A 13986-nucleotide genomic window follows, 5' to 3' on the forward strand; every position below is an offset into this window, starting at 1 on the left:
AATGTTTTATTTATGGTTCAACTTGTCCTTAATCTCGCTCATGCGCTTGTTCCAGGGGCTTTCACCCGTCGGATTCACACGAAGGTCAGTCATGACACTACGTTTTGGGAAAAGCTTCTCCAATGCCTTTTCCCCGTTCTCCCGGTCTTTTGCCAGAAGGTTCTCATAGATGGGGCGGGTGGCGGCATCGATACGGCCGTCCTGTTCCGCATCATCAAGCAGTTTCTTACGCGCGGCAGCGTCATCCGCATCCGCCTTGTCCTGGAACACCTTCAGTTCGCCCTTCAGGCGGGTGACCTCGGCATCAAGGGCCGGGACTTTGCCAGCCTCTGTTTCCAGCAGTCCGATTTCACGCAGGAAATCGTCATCCGTCGCACAGTTCTTGAACCGCGGACGTCTCTTGAGTTCGTCTAAATTCATGCTATTCTCGTTTTGTGGCTTGTGCAGCCGGTTATTGAATATTTGAAATACCTGTTCGGGGGTACTGTCCTCCGGTACCGGGTCAGCGTCATAAATACCGTCGATAAGCCCCAGCGCCAGCGCCTCGTCGGCACGCAGCCAGTGATCCTTGCCGTCAAAATACATCGCGCGGATTTCCTCCTTGTCCTTGCCCATACGGGTGGCATACATCTCGCAAAGGGTATCCTCAAGCGCCTCGATCTCACGGATGCAGTCCTTCATCTCATCCTTGTTGCCGTAACAGCCGCCCTGGACACTGTGAAGCATCAGACGGGCATAACGGCTCATCCGGACGGGCTTGCCGCAAAGGGCGATGACGGAGGCCATGCTGGCGGCGATGCCGTCCACGTAGATGGTAATGTCGGCCTTGCTGTTCTTCAAGGCATTGAAAATGGCGATGCCCGAATAAACCTCACCGCCGTTGCTGTTGATACGCACGTCCACCTTCCCGGTCAGGGCTTCCGCTTCCAGAAGTTCACGGGCAATATCACCGCTGCGCACGTTATCATCGTACTCACCGATGTCACCGTAAAGAAGGATGCAACAGGCATCGGTTCCGGGTATCATATTGAAAAATCTACTCATGTCACTATCGTTTTGGCAGGTCCTTCCCTGCAAAAGTTTACGGTGCGAAATTAGGGGGATTAAAGGCCTTTTTCAAACCGCGTTTTCATCATGGAGACTTTAAAGGATTGCCATGACGCTTTAAAATGTCATCATGCGGAGCGCGTTTTTTTTCGCTCCTTTTCCTTATCAATTTTGCACGTAAAAAAAGGAGGTAATATGGCCGAACTTACAAACGAGCAGAAAAAGGCATGGGCGAAAACGCTCTACACCCGCGAGACGCTTACGCAGGCGGAAATAGCCGAGCGTGTGGGGGTTTCACGGGTGACTGTGAACAACTGGATAGGCAAAGGAAACTGGGAGCAGTTGAAGGCTTCCATAACCATCACACGGGAGGAGCAGCTGAAGAACCTGTACCGGCAGCTGGCGGAACTCAACAACGCCATCATGGGAAAACCGGAAGGGGAACGGTTCCCGAACACCGCGGAAGCGGACACCATTTCCAAACTGTCGAACGCCATCAAGAAACTGGAAACAGAAGTGGGGCTGGCGGACATCATCTCCGTGTTCTCCGACCTGCTCAAATGGGTGCGGACCTACGATTCCACGCAGGCGAAGGAGATCACCCCGCTTCTGGACGCGTTTGTCAAATCAAAATTATCCTGACATGGCAAAGAAAATACTCACAACACAGGACAGGCTCGCGCTGGACAGCTGGAACGAGCTGGTGGCATCCGTGCGAGAACATTCGGACATCAACCCCACGGACACGGAAACGGAAATCAGGCAGAGGCGGGAAAGGCTGGAGAAGAACGACGAGGAGTGGTTCAAATACTACTTCGCCATGTATTGCACCTGCGAGTCCGCCGCCTTCCACAGGAAAGCCACCGGGCGGCTGATGAGGAACAACCGCTGGTACGAGGTAAGGGCCTGGTCACGCGAGCTGGCGAAATCCGCACGCTCCATGATGGAGATATCCAAACTGGCACTGACAAAAAAGATACGCAACGTGCTGCTGATCTCCAACTCGGCTGACAATGCGGAAAGGCTACTGCTGCCGTTCATGGCGAACTTCGAGGAGAACCAGCGGATCATACAGGACTACGGACAGCAGAAAAAACCGGGAGCGTGGGAAACCGGGGAATTCACCTGCATGTGCGGGTGCTCCTTCCGCGCCATTGGAGCCGGGCAGTCACCGCGCGGTACACGTAACAAGAACTTCCGCCCGGACTTCATCCTGGTGGACGATATAGACACCGACGAGGAGTGTCGAAACCCGGAACGCATCAAAACCAAATGGAAATGGCTGGAGGAGGCGCTGATACCGACCATGTCCGTATCGGGAAACTACCGCATCCTGTTCAACGGGAACATCATCGCGCTGGACTGCTGCATCAAAAGGGCCATCGAAAAGGGCACCGAACTGAAGGCGAAAGGAATCGGGCACGTGGATATCATCAACATCCGGGGAAAGGACGGGCTATCCGTATGGCCCGAAAAGAACTCCGAGGAGGATATAGACCTCTTCCTTTCACTGGTGAGCGCGGCGGCGGCACAGAAAGAGTTCTTCAACAACCCGGTGGTGGACGGCGGCGTGTTCGCGGAAATCACCTACGGGAAAGTGCCGGCACTTTCCAGGTTCAAGTTCCTGGTGATATACGGGGACCCCGCACCGGGAGAGAACAAGACGAAAAAAAGTTCCACCAAAACGGTGTGCCTGCTCGGGAAACTCGCGGGAAGGCTCTATCTGATAAAAACGTTCCTGGACAGGGGGCTGAACGCGGAATTTGTAGAGTGGTACATCAAGCTGCTGGAGTTTGTGGGTGGAAAAACCACCGTGTACTGTTACATGGAGAACAACAAATTACAGGATCCTTTTTTCCAGCAGGTATTCCAGCCCATCGTGCGGCGGATACGCAGGGAAAGGAAAATATCACTGTACATCACCGGGGACGAGGAGAAGAAAACCGACAAGGCCACACGTATCGAGGCGAACCTGGAACCGCTCAACCGGGAGGGGAACCTGGTACTCAACGAGGCCGAAAAGGACAACCCGCACATGAAACGGATGGCGGAACAGTTCAAGCTGTTCAACCTCCAACTGACCTATCCGGCAGACGGACCCGACTGCGTGGAGGGGGGAAACAGAATTATAGACCGCAAGGCCAGACAGTCGGAAAAGCCCGTCATTGTCACAAGGAAAAGCACGCGGTCACAAAACAAGTACAGAGTGTAAACTTCAATACCTATCATTATGAGCAAATTTATCGAACTTTCAGACTACGACGCGAGCATACACCGAGAGATTCTGGACGCACTGACAAGGGAGGATGACGCTGTCGTGGAGATATGTGAGGACCGCGCCGTCGCCGAGATGCGCTGCTACCTTTCCAGACGTTACGACTGTGACAAAATATTCACGGCAACCGGTGACAAACGCAACCAGCTTGTCCTGATGATGGCCATCGACATAGCCGTGTACCACATCTTCTGCATACATAACCCGAGGAACCTGTCACCGCTGCGGAAGGAACGCCACGAAAGGGCGGTCGAATGGCTGAAAGCCGTGGCGGCCGAGGAGATATCGGTGGACGGCCTGCCCCTGCTGTCCGAAGAGACGAGGACGGCAAAATCAAATTTCCTTATCAAAAGCAACCGTAAACGTGTAAACCATTGGTAATATGAGCAAAAGAAAGAAAGGGGCCGGAAAGATAACCCAAAGCGGGAACCTGCCGAGGCCCGGGCAGAAAGGACCCGCAACCATCATACTGACACAGCCCAGAAGGTTCGGTATAGACATAGCGGACTACATGCTCGCGGTAAGGGCTTTCGAGAATGTGGACTACTCCAGACGCTTCAGGCTGTACGACCTGTTCAGCGACATACTCATGGACACGCACCTGACAAGTGTCATAGAGAAACGGAAGAATGCCGCACTGGCATCTTCCATAGAATTCCGCAGGAACGGGAAACCGGACGAGAAGGTGAACAAGCAGATCAGGTCCCCATGGTTCCGGAAGTTCATAGGGGACATCCTGGACGCCAAATTCTGGGGGTTCTCACTCGTGCAGTTCTACCGAAAGGGGGAATGGGTGAACTACGACCTGATACCGCGCAAACACGTCGATCCCGTGCGCAGGCTCATACTGCGGCACCAGACGGACACCACCGGGACGTCCTGGGACGAGTACCCGGACCTGTTGTTCATCGGTTCACCCGACGATCCCGGGCTGCTGGTGAAAGCAGCTATCTGGGTGATATACAAACGTAACGACGTGGCGGACTGGGCACAGTTCGCGGAAGTGTTCGGAGCGCCCATCAGGGAGTACACGTATCCCACGGATGACGACGAGGCACGGCAGAGGGCGCTGAACGATGCGGACAGCACCGGAAGCCTGTCGGTTTTCGTGCACGCGGAGGATACGGTGCTCAAGCTCGTGGAAGCCGCGAACAAGACAGGGAGCGCGGACCTCTACGACAAGCTCTGCGAGCGCTGCAACAACGAAATCTCAAAGCTGTTCCTCGGAAACACGCTCACCACCGAAGCCTCCGACAAGGGCACACAGGCACTGGGAACCGTACACAAGGATGTGGAGGAGAAAGTGACGCTCTCCGACAGGCAGGACATCCTCGACGTGCTCAACTATGACATGGCCGACATATTCGCAATGCTCGGAATAGACACCACAGGCGGGGAGTTCTGCTATCCGGAAAAGAAGCTTATCGAACCGGAGAAAAAGATGTCCATCCTCACACAACTGCGCACGAACTTCAACCTGCCGGTGGGTGACGACTATCTCTACGAGGAATTCGGGATCGAGAAACCGGCAAACTATGACGAACTGAAGAAACGCCAGGAGGAGAAAGCGGCGGAAATCGAGGCGGCGAAGGCCCGAGAGACTGAAAAGACGGAAGAGGATAAACCGGATCCGGAAGAAGAACCGGAACTGGAAAAGCACGGTAAAGGAACACCCAAAGAAAAGAAAAATGCCCTTAAAAACGCGTACAACTGGCTGAAACGTTTTTTCGGGAAAGCCCCGGGGAGAGACGGGGCAGCTTTAGAATGGTGATGAACGACCTCTACAGAATGGAGGACAAACAGGTGGAAACTTTATTCTCGTTCGATGAAGAGGTACTGAAGAAAGCCCTGAAGAACATCTATAGTAAAGACTTCCACCCCCTGACGGAAATCGAGGAGAACCTGTTCGAAGCCACATGGAAAACAATAAACGAGGCAGCGGACAAGGGGTTTGGGACACGAAAGCCCGACGATCCGGATTATGACTTCTACCGGGAAATCCGAATGAACAACGCCGTGTTCGCAGCTTTCAAGGTACACAGGGCACAGAACGACATGGCAGCGCTGCTGCTGGACAAAAACGGAAGTTTAAAGCCGTTTGAACAGTGGGTAAAGGAAGCCATGCCCATAGCCGACCATCAGATGGTCCATTGGCTGCGTACAGAATACGACACGGCCGTCATACGGGCACACCAGGCCGCGGACTGGAGGCAGTTCGAAAGGGAAAAGGACGTATTGCCGAATCTCAAATGGATGCCTTCCACATCCATACATCCGGGAAGCGACCACAGGATTTTCTGGGGGACCATACGTCCAATAGATGATCCGTTCTGGAACGTGCACAGGCCCGGGGACAGATGGAACTGCAAGTGCACGCTCTCATCAACGGATGAAGCGCCGACAGCGGTACCGGACGAAAACGGGCAGAACAAGGCACATGACGGTCTGGAAAACAATCCGGGAAAAGACGGCAAACTGTTTTCAGACAAACACCCCTACGTTACTGAAGCGCATCCGGGAGCAAAAAAAGCCGTGGACGCACTGACCAGGCGCATCAACGAAATGATAGCCGAAATGCCGGACAACCTGACGCTGGAGGAAAAAACCGACATCGCCCGCAACAATCTCAAGATAGAAAAGGCACTCGGCGTTACCAAAGGCAAGCCGATGACATACGAACAGGCGAACAAGGGAAAGGAGAACCCGAAATTCGGAAAAGAGGAAGGATACCGCGTGAATTGCCAGACCTGCACCGTGACACACATGCTCAGAAGGTTGGGGTTTGACATCGAGGCAAAACCCAACATCAGACAAAGCGCATACAATGAAATGGCAAAACAAGGTATCACATGGGAAGAACGTTTCCTGAACCGGGACGGAACAAAGCCGGATTATGACTATACCTATAAATGGCAGGTCAGAAAGGGATATCAAGTAATGAATGCAAACCGACTGAAGGAATACTTCAGGGAAAAATTCAGAGAGGATGGAATATACGAGATATATTGTGCCTGGAAAGGCGGCTCCGCACACGTGTTCTGCGCGGAGGTGACTGAAGGAAAGACAAGGTTCTTCGACCCGCAAACCGGAAAGGATGATGCAAGCAATTACATACAGAGCATGAAAGCGGGCCGTGTGGGAGTGATAAGAATAGACAACAAACTGGTAAATCCCAAAATCATGGGACTATTCATCACCAAATAAACGGGAAGAAAGTGCCAGCCCCTCCTCACCGTCCACCAGACGGCAGGACTGGCCGTCGAACAGAATAAAGGCGGGAAGACCGACAGGCAACTCAAAACCATCCCCGTCAACACAGCCCACGGAATAGATGCTTCCTTCAGGGGAACTGGCTGATAAGACAACGGAGTTGTAACCGCTACTGTTTGCTAATTCCGACACTTGTTTAGGTATTTCCATAACGCAAAAAAGGCACATAAAAAACGCCTTGCTGCAAAAGTATAAAATTATTTTTTAATTCAGTCATTCATGGACATAAAAGAATATTCAAAACTGATAAAAGCCAAACGGAAAGAACTGGATGGGCTAATGAAACGGAAGATGCCGGTTATCGCTGGACGAATGGCAAAAGACCATTTCCAGGACAACTTCCGCCGGGAAGGTTTCGTAAACGGAGGATTACACCCGTGGCCGAAAGCGAAAAGGCTGTCCTCGGGACGGACCGATGCGGCAGGGAACTACGGGACGCTGCTCTCCGGAAGGAACCATCTCTTCAGCTCCGTCAAATACATGCCGGGAGAATACCGGGTGAGGGTGGCAAACGAACTCGTCTATGCGCCAGTCAATAACTGGGGAGGAGAAGTTCATCCGACTGTTACGCCCCAAATGCGGCGTTTTGCATGGGCAAAGTATTACCAGGCTTCAGGCAAGGCTAAAAAAGCCGCCACGGGCAAAAGAAAAGGCAAAAAGAAGGGTTCTGCCGCAAACAATGAACCACAGGAAAATCAGGAAGCGCTGAAATGGAAAAGGCTGGCGCTGACCAAAAAGAAAAAGCTCCGGATAAAAATACCGCAACGCCAGTTTATCGGAGAAAGCCGGGAACTGTCCGAAAAGATAGACCGGAAAATGGAGAATGAAATCAGAAATATTTTAAACTTATAACAACATGGAAGAAATTTTTATCGCGATCATGGAACGCATCGCCGAAAAGATGCCTGAACTGTCATACATTGACGAGGACTATGGACAGCTTGAAGCCGGGGCGGAGGAGGACCACTATCCGGTAACCTTCCCCTGCGTGCTCGTCGGGAACGCCGAATCGGACTGGAATGATCTCGGTTACGGGGTACAGAAAAGCGAGTCACTCATCACCATACGACTGGCCATTGACTGCTACGATGACACCCACTACACCTCCGGAACCTATAACAAGGTAAGGGAACGGCAGCTGAAGGCCAAAGAGCTGTACAAGGCCTTGCAGGAGTTCCAGTGCACGGAAGAGACCAGCCCGCTGGTCAGGGTAAAGAGCCGGGACTATTCGCTGCCGGGAAACATCAAGGTGTACGAGACGGTTTATTCCTTCACGCTGCATGACGAGTCGGCCATGCAGGAAGGCGCGGCAAGGTTTATTCTCCCGTAAAGAGCGAGAGCTGGACGGCTGTCAGGCGGGGCTTCTTCACTTTCGGAACGGGCTTCACCTCCAGGTCCTTCAGCTCCCGGCACTTGCGCCGGATAATGGACATGATACGTTCCTCGGAAATGAAAAATTCCTGCCGGGACAACACTTTCAGGGCGTCATCAAAGCGCAGGCGCTGCACCTCCGTCCAGTAATAGTAACGGCGGCACAGGGCTTCATCACGGAGTTCTATCAGGTTCTTGTCTCGTCCTTTGGCCATAATTGTGGGATACTTGCTGCAAAATTAGGCATTTAACCGGTCATTATAGATAAAAAAACGCCGCATCGTATATGAATGCGGCGTTTTTCTGTTTAGAGTGTGAACAAAATCACATGGTCATCAGTTCTGTGTCATCTTCACCCGGGACAAACGGTTCGACGCGGGTGATCACCTTGCTCTGCACCTTCACCCGTCCGCTGCCATTACAGACCGGACATTTTGCGGATAAAGGAGCTCCTCCCTGGTCCAGGTAAAAGATACGTCCCTTGCCTTCACAGCGCTTGCAGGCCATGACGTGCGGCGCGATGTTCTTCGTCTTTTCCATAACTACAACCGGCAGAATGAGGGCTCGATACGGCGCCAGACACCGTTCTCGTCACGTTTATGGAAATAGTAGTTCACCGCGGTCTTGTACACCACGTTGCTCTCACGGAAGAGGTCCATAATCTCCGTGTATTCACTGTCGAAACGATCCTCCAGCTCGTACAGCTTGCTCACCGACTTGTAGTCCAGATCACCCTGGCGGTTACGCTCGATCATGGTCATACCGAGCTGGTACATCGGATCATCGGTACCGAGTTCCCGGCTCATGGCGTAACGCTTCAGGTAATCCACCAGACGCTCAGCGGCGAGGTTGGCACGCTCGTCGAAGCTCTTCACCTTGTTACTCCTCACTTCCAGCTTCATGTCACCGTCTACGATGGTAAAACTTGCCTGATCATCCTTGCGGAGCTGGCCATAGTCGCGCATCAGGTCGCGGAAAGAGGCGGCTTCCTTCTCCACCCAGTCACGGAAGGCTTTCACGTCATCCACGACTGGAAACAGCTTGTTCTTCACTTCAAGCATGAACTGCGCACGAAGCCCCTCGTAGGCGTCGCGACGGTTGCGCTTGTTTTCCTTCTCTTCCTGCTGGAGCTGTTTCAAAAGCTCCTTTCTGTCCTGGACGGACAGGCTTTTTAATTGTTCTTTCAAGTCCATAACTAAAAAATTAAATGGTTATTACTGTTGTTTATTCTCACGTTTGCGGCGGATGGCGCGCAGCTTCACCTGCAACGTGTCCAACGCCTCACAGTCAAGTTCACGGAACTCCATACCAGCGATACGGCTGTCCAGGCAGAAAGCGTTCACCTTGTCCCAGTCGGCCGTATTGATGCCCAGCAGCTGCATCTGGTGCAGTACCGCGGAACGCTTCTGACGGAGAATCTTCCGGAGTTCTTCCTGGTGAGTGGGCGGCACCAGCTTACGCATCCCGGCTATGGCCGCACTGTATTCCTTCAGTGTCATGTCGCGCAGACTCGTGGTACGTCCGTCCGTGTACTGGGAAACTACGCTTTCCTTCAAAGCATCGCGGTCAGATGTCGGAAGGCGGTTCAAAAGACTATAAAACACCGCATAATTCTCGGGTTTATTTAACTGCTTGCGGCTGTTGATGTCTATCTGCATGGCTATGCTGTTTTTTTTTGTTTATTTTAAGGTCATTAATTTCCTTAATCACTCTCTTTACTCTGATAGTACACAAATAATCAAGAAGATGCTCTTTTTCATTTTTTGTACACTTATACTGGTCGAAAAATTCAAGTATGCCCATTCTATTCAGATTTTCATTAACTCAAACTATTCATACCACATCAGCACAACTCTATTATTTCACCCACGGCAGCCTGCAAAAGGGTACGCAAGACCGAAGGGTTTCCGCTATCATAGATGACTTCCACACAACACTCATGGCGTGCGTTACGTGACACAACCAGCTCGCAAGTCATATTCTCACAGAGCCATTTTTCCACTACTTTACGGACACCAACGGCGGTGACCACAATTACCATTTTTTTACTCATAATATTGACCGTGCTGTATGTTATTCAACTCTTATTCTCCCGGTGTACTGGTTTCCCCGAAACTTCATCCCCTTGGTGAAGCCGCCTGGATATCCCAGTTCCTTGCTTCTCGCGTTTGCCAGCAACAAATGTTCCCGGCTAAGGGAGGCTACAAAACCTTTGTCCTTTTCCAGTCCCATTTCTCGGGCCTTCCGGGTGACGCTGCGTTCGGAAACACCGAGCATTTCAGCCAGCTCCCGGTTGAGGGTATTGTGATAGTGGCGACGCATGATGGAAAGCATATTGCCGTTCCAAAAGATACGGGTGGAATATCCCTTATGCTCGACGAGCCGTCCCAGTGTCCGGTGCATGAAAGTACCGTCAGCAACCTTCCGGTGCTTGCGGTACTGTTCACGCTTGTACGCCAGCACACATTCATGACACCAGGAACTCCGTCCCCCATTCTTCAACGGATAGAACTCACGCATCCACAACTTTCGGCCGCAATGCGGACAGACACGTTTACGTTTCTGCTTGTTGTTATTTTCACTCATAGCTGTTTATGCTGCATTCATCAGTTCATATTCAAATTTTCATCGAACGGAATAGTATTAATGTCAGCCTTTCTCGTATAGGCCTGCATAAGCCCCATGGAAAGCAGTATATAGACATTCTTATTCGCTTTGACAACCCCAGAAATAGAGCCGACAATATGTTCAGTCTTGCCGGTAATGATTGAGCCGGCTATCTGCTCAAGCCCGTCCGGATGGTCCTCACTGGCCGCAACGCTCATAAAGGCACTAAGATTATTTTCCTTACAAAAGTTATCCACGTATTGGCAGAGTTCCTTTACTGCCTCTTTCTGTTTTTCTGTAATCATTTCAGTTAAATTTTAATGGTTAATAATTATATGTTGAAATCGCGAAATCTCTTTTTTGATACTGGCTGTACATAGTTTCCTCCCAATCCGTCTCTTCCTCCTCCGGAAGGTCATCCTCATCAAGTTCTACCTCCTTACGGTAAATCAGATACCGTGCCTCCAGAAAGAAGAGGACCACGCGACGCAGGAACTCACGGGCGGAGGCGATGCCGTGCTTTTCCATGAAGGCGGCGATACGGTCCGAACCGATAGTGTTCGTGCGGATGCTCACCAGACACTGCCGGCGGAAGTCCTTCAGCGTGCTGCCCCTCACCTCGAGCACGCGGTCAGCAATACGGCCGAGACTCTCCGGAATATGGTATCCGGAACCTTCGTCATCCGTTCCCACCAGCAGTTCAGCGGCGGCCGTCAGCATACCCTCCACGCTCATGCGCTGGGCAGCGGCCGTCTCCTTCAGGAACACGTACTGGTAATTGCTCACGTAGGTATGTATGAGATAACCTTCCGGACGGCGGAACACCTCTCCGGCGGCAAGCTCCATCGAAAGGTTGTTCAACGTCACACCGGCACCGCAGCAGAAAGCGCATACCAGGCGGACGGCAAGACGCTGGCGGTTGCCCCAGCCCCCGGAAACGATGGCACGCTGTAGGCTGTCGGCAACGGCCGGATCCATCTCGAAGAACAGCACCGCCTTCTCCTGGCGGCGGAAGAAGAACGACATGTCCGGAATACGGTCCATGCAGAGAAGGATACGCCGGGTGGCAGTAGAAACCCTGCCACCGTCCGTCATGCGGATATAGGACTTTACCAGGTGGTTCATCACTACCGTCATGTCGGAAAAATGATAGTCGGCAACTTTCCCGCGGAACAGTTCATGAAGCAGAACGGGCAGCTTCACAACGTAGTTGTAATACTCCTTTCTCATGGCTTACTTGCTTGAAGGTTTCCAGTCCACTGTTATAATCGCATCCAGCTCACCGCTACCGCCACACACCGGGCAGGACACATGCACGTCCTCGCGGCTGCCCTCTTCCGTTCCCCAGAACCAGCCATTACCCTTGCAGTAACCACACTTGTGACCGGTACTGACGAAGTTCTCACGGTTAGGCCCCTTACACATATAGGCGGGAGGACAAATCGCCAGCTGTTTCTTTATCCTGCTCATGCCTGGCCTCCTTTCTGTTTCGGTCCCGTCACATTCCAATAGTCATAGGCACCCTTCTCCCAGATTGTGTATTCACCAGTGGCCCCCTGATAACGTCCCTTACTGAAGGCGACGTAGCCCTCTACCCATATCTTCAGGTCGGCATCATACATCACGCTCGTGGCCGCATCACCTTTAGGATTCTTGCCGCGGGCATGGCTGATGAAAACAAACAGCTTGTCCGGAAACTCCTCCTTCAGCTGGATATAGTCACGATACGTCATCTGCGTGTATTGGAAACTGTCAATGATCACGATGTTGAAACTCTTATGACGCCGGAGCCTGATCTTCAAGGTGGGGATGTCCTCCTTGATGAACGCCAAATGGCGGCTTACCTCGGCCATACCAAAGCGCCGCAGGTTATTTTGGACAGTCAGAGAAGTTCCTTCCTCCAGGGAGTTGAACGCCACACGGTCATACTTGCAAAGTTCCTTACAGAGCTGCATCACGAAAGAGGTCTTGCCGTTACCGCTGTTGCCCCACACGAACCAGCAGCCCCGGACTTCCGGAGTGTCGAAGGCATCCTTCCATTTCCCCTCAAAAGGGAATACGTCATACTTCTTGTTCAGGATGTCCCTGACATTCAAGGCACGTCTCATGCCCGCTTTTTTATTATCCTTTTTCTCTTCTTCCATGGTCAGAACAGTTTTAGTTGTCGGATATTGTCTATTTGATCAAGCACGGCCTGCCGTGCGGCACCCCGCAGTTTCTCGTGGCAGAGCATCCTGCCGAGTGCCCACAGAAGGGCATTCTCACGGGTAGCAAACTGTCCCCATTTACGTCCCGGGTTGAAACCGCCGCCGAAACCGCCCACCTCCATGTGAACGCCAGCAACCCACCAGCCGTCCTGCTGTCCCACAAGGGCGTCCAGATAGTCGCGACCATTCCGGTAAACGGTCACCGTCTCGTATTCCCTCAAGACTGGGTAATCGCTCCAGGGAGCAGGAAGCTGCTCGCGACCGTCGATCTTTAAGTATTCAAATTTGTTTTCCATATCCTTAAAATTACGTTTGAACGGTATTTGAACGGGAGTCATTCCCCCACCATGCGTTTCACCTTGTGAATGGACTTCCTCACACGCCGCAAATCAAAGTCACATGTCGAAGCCTCCTTTATCACCTTATCGATGTCTTTCTTGTCAGTCACACCGTTGGCGGAACAGATCGCAAACACGTCGTTCACGTCCGTAGGCTCTAGCTCATAAAATTTCCGTCCGATACGGCTGTAGAACTCCTTGTAGCCAGGCTTCTGGTATCGCAGACCATTGCTGATGCGTTTGGCAATATAATCGGTACTCAAAAACACGACGCCGCATTTCTCCTCCAGTTTGTTGTACAGGCTGATGAAGTAGTGGAACACCGGTTCGGTCAGCTTGTCCGCCTCGTCGAACACCAGCAGGGGCGCGTCCATCTGGATGATATCATCCAAAATAAGTCCCCACACCTCACGGATATTATACCCTTCAGTCCGGATCCCGACCGTGCGGGCTATCTCGCGGACAAAGTCACCTTTCTTCATGTCCTCGGAGCAGAGAATATAGAAAACCTCCTTATGCTCATGAAGGTAAACACGGGCGGTGGTACTCTTGCCACAACCAGCCTCACCGGTCACCCATGTGACATTGCGCCAGCGCTGCGCATCGGAGAGCACAGCCGTGATCTCCTGGTAAGCGCCGGTCTCCACGATCTGCCAGCCGGTAGCGCTTACACCACCGACCTGCGAGGCGACATTACGGAACATCTCGTCACTGATATTCTCATAACGCCCGTTCAGGATATTGCTCACAGTACCCACACTGACTCCCTTCAGACTACCCGCGGCCTTCGTCTGGCTCGGATACTTCGCCACGTAAGCCCGGAGGCTCTCACTGATGGCGTTCTTCTCTTTCATTGTAATTTCCATAATCA

Annotated in this window: 21 protein-coding genes; 7 read left to right on the top strand and 14 right to left on the bottom strand. The window is 52.2% G+C overall.

Going from position 1 to position 13986, the window contains the following annotated elements; all coding sequences use genetic code 11:
- Positions 1-6: 6 nt before the first annotated feature.
- Complete coding sequence (locus GD630_RS00265) at positions 7-1044, bottom strand: head maturation protease, ClpP-related (protein WP_005943936.1); 1038 nt, start codon at positions 1042-1044, stop codon at positions 7-9.
- A gap of 198 nt (positions 1045-1242) precedes the next feature.
- Here GD630_RS00265 and GD630_RS00270 point away from each other — a divergent pair, with 198 nt between their 5' ends.
- Genes GD630_RS00270 through GD630_RS00290 form a run of 5 tightly spaced genes read left to right on the top strand, consistent with a single transcriptional unit; the run spans position 1243 to position 6526 of the window.
- Positions 1243-1689: a DDE transposase family protein gene (locus tag GD630_RS00270; protein ID WP_118410099.1), complete on the top strand. Its 447-nt coding sequence runs from the start codon at positions 1243-1245 to the stop codon at positions 1687-1689.
- 1 nt (position 1690) lies between these two features.
- Entirely contained in the window at positions 1691-3259 is a 1569-nt protein-coding gene (locus tag GD630_RS00275) for a hypothetical protein (RefSeq protein ID WP_005943938.1), read from the top strand.
- Positions 3260-3277: 18 nt separating this feature from the next.
- A complete protein-coding gene (locus tag GD630_RS00280; RefSeq protein WP_005943940.1) occupies positions 3278-3703 on the top strand; it encodes a phage protein Gp36 family protein in 426 nt (141 codons plus the stop codon).
- A 1-nt stretch (position 3704) separates the two neighbouring features.
- Entirely contained in the window at positions 3705-5093 is a 1389-nt protein-coding gene (locus GD630_RS00285) for a phage portal protein family protein (protein WP_005943942.1), read from the top strand.
- A gap of 17 nt (positions 5094-5110) precedes the next feature.
- Entirely contained in the window at positions 5111-6526 is a 1416-nt protein-coding gene (locus tag GD630_RS00290) for a toxin glutamine deamidase domain-containing protein (protein ID WP_032839411.1), read from the top strand.
- Here GD630_RS00290 and GD630_RS00295 read toward each other — a convergent pair.
- Positions 6509-6724: a hypothetical protein gene (locus GD630_RS00295; RefSeq protein WP_225683884.1), complete on the bottom strand. Its 216-nt coding sequence runs from the start codon at positions 6722-6724 to the stop codon at positions 6509-6511. The two genes, GD630_RS00290 and GD630_RS00295, sit on opposite strands and share 18 nt — an antisense overlap.
- A gap of 87 nt (positions 6725-6811) precedes the next feature.
- Here GD630_RS00295 and GD630_RS00300 point away from each other — a divergent pair, with 87 nt between their 5' ends.
- Entirely contained in the window at positions 6812-7444 is a 633-nt protein-coding gene (locus GD630_RS00300) for a hypothetical protein (protein WP_007750721.1), read from the top strand.
- Positions 7445-7448: 4 nt separating this feature from the next.
- Complete coding sequence (locus tag GD630_RS00305; protein WP_005943954.1) at positions 7449-7922, top strand: hypothetical protein; 474 nt, start codon at positions 7449-7451, stop codon at positions 7920-7922.
- Here GD630_RS00305 and GD630_RS00310 read toward each other — a convergent pair.
- The 12 genes from GD630_RS00310 to GD630_RS00365 form a co-directional block, all read right to left on the bottom strand.
- Positions 7909-8178 carry a hypothetical protein gene (locus tag GD630_RS00310; protein ID WP_007750722.1) on the bottom strand — a complete coding sequence of 90 codons (270 nt, stop codon included), beginning with the start codon at positions 8176-8178 and terminating at the stop codon, positions 7909-7911. The two genes, GD630_RS00305 and GD630_RS00310, sit on opposite strands and share 14 nt — an antisense overlap.
- Positions 8179-8287: 109 nt before the next feature.
- Positions 8288-8503 (bottom strand): hypothetical protein, encoded by a 216-nt coding sequence (locus tag GD630_RS00315; protein WP_007750723.1) that lies wholly within the window; start codon positions 8501-8503, stop codon positions 8288-8290.
- Positions 8504-8505: 2 nt separating this feature from the next.
- The gene (locus GD630_RS00320; RefSeq protein WP_007750724.1) at positions 8506-9156 is read right to left on the bottom strand and encodes a DUF3164 family protein; all 651 of its coding nucleotides are present in this window, start codon (positions 9154-9156) and stop codon (positions 8506-8508) included.
- Positions 9157-9177: 21 nt separating this feature from the next.
- On the bottom strand, positions 9178-9621 hold the full coding sequence (locus GD630_RS00325) for a hypothetical protein (RefSeq protein ID WP_007750725.1): 444 nt from the start codon (positions 9619-9621) through the stop codon (positions 9178-9180).
- 185 nt (positions 9622-9806) lie between these two features.
- A complete protein-coding gene (locus tag GD630_RS00330) occupies positions 9807-10016 on the bottom strand; it encodes a hypothetical protein (protein WP_227238811.1) in 210 nt (69 codons plus the stop codon).
- A gap of 20 nt (positions 10017-10036) precedes the next feature.
- Complete coding sequence (locus GD630_RS00335) at positions 10037-10549, bottom strand: hypothetical protein (RefSeq protein ID WP_004325654.1); 513 nt, start codon at positions 10547-10549, stop codon at positions 10037-10039.
- A 20-nt stretch (positions 10550-10569) separates the two neighbouring features.
- Positions 10570-10875: a hypothetical protein gene (locus GD630_RS00340; RefSeq protein WP_007750730.1), complete on the bottom strand. Its 306-nt coding sequence runs from the start codon at positions 10873-10875 to the stop codon at positions 10570-10572.
- A gap of 19 nt (positions 10876-10894) precedes the next feature.
- On the bottom strand, positions 10895-11800 hold the full coding sequence (locus GD630_RS00345) for a hypothetical protein (RefSeq protein ID WP_117596980.1): 906 nt from the start codon (positions 11798-11800) through the stop codon (positions 10895-10897).
- A gap of 3 nt (positions 11801-11803) precedes the next feature.
- Positions 11804-12040 (bottom strand): hypothetical protein, encoded by a 237-nt coding sequence (locus tag GD630_RS00350; protein ID WP_007750737.1) that lies wholly within the window; start codon positions 12038-12040, stop codon positions 11804-11806.
- Positions 12037-12714 (bottom strand): hypothetical protein, encoded by a 678-nt coding sequence (locus GD630_RS00355; RefSeq protein ID WP_007750739.1) that lies wholly within the window; start codon positions 12712-12714, stop codon positions 12037-12039. The genes GD630_RS00350 and GD630_RS00355 overlap by 4 nt, the downstream gene beginning before the upstream one ends.
- A 2-nt stretch (positions 12715-12716) precedes the next feature.
- Positions 12717-13115, bottom strand: a complete 399-nt coding sequence (locus GD630_RS00360; RefSeq protein WP_007750741.1) for a hypothetical protein — start codon at positions 13113-13115, stop codon at positions 12717-12719.
- Positions 13112-13981 carry an AAA family ATPase gene (locus tag GD630_RS00365; protein WP_004325643.1) on the bottom strand — a complete coding sequence of 290 codons (870 nt, stop codon included), beginning with the start codon at positions 13979-13981 and terminating at the stop codon, positions 13112-13114. Before GD630_RS00365 ends, GD630_RS00360 begins: the two co-directional genes overlap by 4 nt.
- Positions 13982-13986 lie beyond the last annotated feature (5 nt).

This window comes from Bacteroides zhangwenhongii (assembly GCF_009193325.2).
GTDB lineage: Bacteria > Bacteroidota > Bacteroidia > Bacteroidales > Bacteroidaceae > Bacteroides > Bacteroides zhangwenhongii.

Coding starts and splice junctions, on each gene's coding strand:
- GD630_RS00265 (WP_005943936.1), bottom strand. CDS start 1,044: ATGAGTAGATTTTTCAATATGATACCCGGAACCGATGCCTGTTGCATC.
- GD630_RS00305 (WP_005943954.1), top strand. CDS start 7,449: ATGGAAGAAATTTTTATCGCGATCATGGAACGCATCGCCGAAAAGATG.
- GD630_RS00335 (WP_004325654.1), bottom strand. CDS start 10,549: ATGAGTGAAAATAACAACAAGCAGAAACGTAAACGTGTCTGTCCGCAT.
- GD630_RS00290 (WP_032839411.1), top strand. CDS start 5,111: ATGGAGGACAAACAGGTGGAAACTTTATTCTCGTTCGATGAAGAGGTA.
- GD630_RS00350 (WP_007750737.1), bottom strand. CDS start 12,040: ATGAGCAGGATAAAGAAACAGCTGGCGATTTGTCCTCCCGCCTATATG.
- GD630_RS00310 (WP_007750722.1), bottom strand. CDS start 8,178: ATGGCCAAAGGACGAGACAAGAACCTGATAGAACTCCGTGATGAAGCC.
- GD630_RS00270 (WP_118410099.1), top strand. CDS start 1,243: ATGGCCGAACTTACAAACGAGCAGAAAAAGGCATGGGCGAAAACGCTC.
- GD630_RS00320 (WP_007750724.1), bottom strand. CDS start 9,156: ATGGACTTGAAAGAACAATTAAAAAGCCTGTCCGTCCAGGACAGAAAG.
- GD630_RS00330 (WP_227238811.1), bottom strand. CDS start 10,016: ATGAGTAAAAAAATGGTAATTGTGGTCACCGCCGTTGGTGTCCGTAAA.
- GD630_RS00300 (WP_007750721.1), top strand. CDS start 6,812: ATGGACATAAAAGAATATTCAAAACTGATAAAAGCCAAACGGAAAGAA.
- GD630_RS00360 (WP_007750741.1), bottom strand. CDS start 13,115: ATGACTCCCGTTCAAATACCGTTCAAACGTAATTTTAAGGATATGGAA.
- GD630_RS00315 (WP_007750723.1), bottom strand. CDS start 8,503: ATGGAAAAGACGAAGAACATCGCGCCGCACGTCATGGCCTGCAAGCGC.
- GD630_RS00340 (WP_007750730.1), bottom strand. CDS start 10,875: ATGATTACAGAAAAACAGAAAGAGGCAGTAAAGGAACTCTGCCAATAC.
- GD630_RS00285 (WP_005943942.1), top strand. CDS start 3,705: ATGAGCAAAAGAAAGAAAGGGGCCGGAAAGATAACCCAAAGCGGGAAC.
- GD630_RS00345 (WP_117596980.1), bottom strand. CDS start 11,800: ATGAGAAAGGAGTATTACAACTACGTTGTGAAGCTGCCCGTTCTGCTT.
- GD630_RS00365 (WP_004325643.1), bottom strand. CDS start 13,981: ATGGAAATTACAATGAAAGAGAAGAACGCCATCAGTGAGAGCCTCCGG.
- GD630_RS00355 (WP_007750739.1), bottom strand. CDS start 12,714: ATGGAAGAAGAGAAAAAGGATAATAAAAAAGCGGGCATGAGACGTGCC.
- GD630_RS00275 (WP_005943938.1), top strand. CDS start 1,691: ATGGCAAAGAAAATACTCACAACACAGGACAGGCTCGCGCTGGACAGC.
- GD630_RS00280 (WP_005943940.1), top strand. CDS start 3,278: ATGAGCAAATTTATCGAACTTTCAGACTACGACGCGAGCATACACCGA.
- GD630_RS00325 (WP_007750725.1), bottom strand. CDS start 9,621: ATGCAGATAGACATCAACAGCCGCAAGCAGTTAAATAAACCCGAGAAT.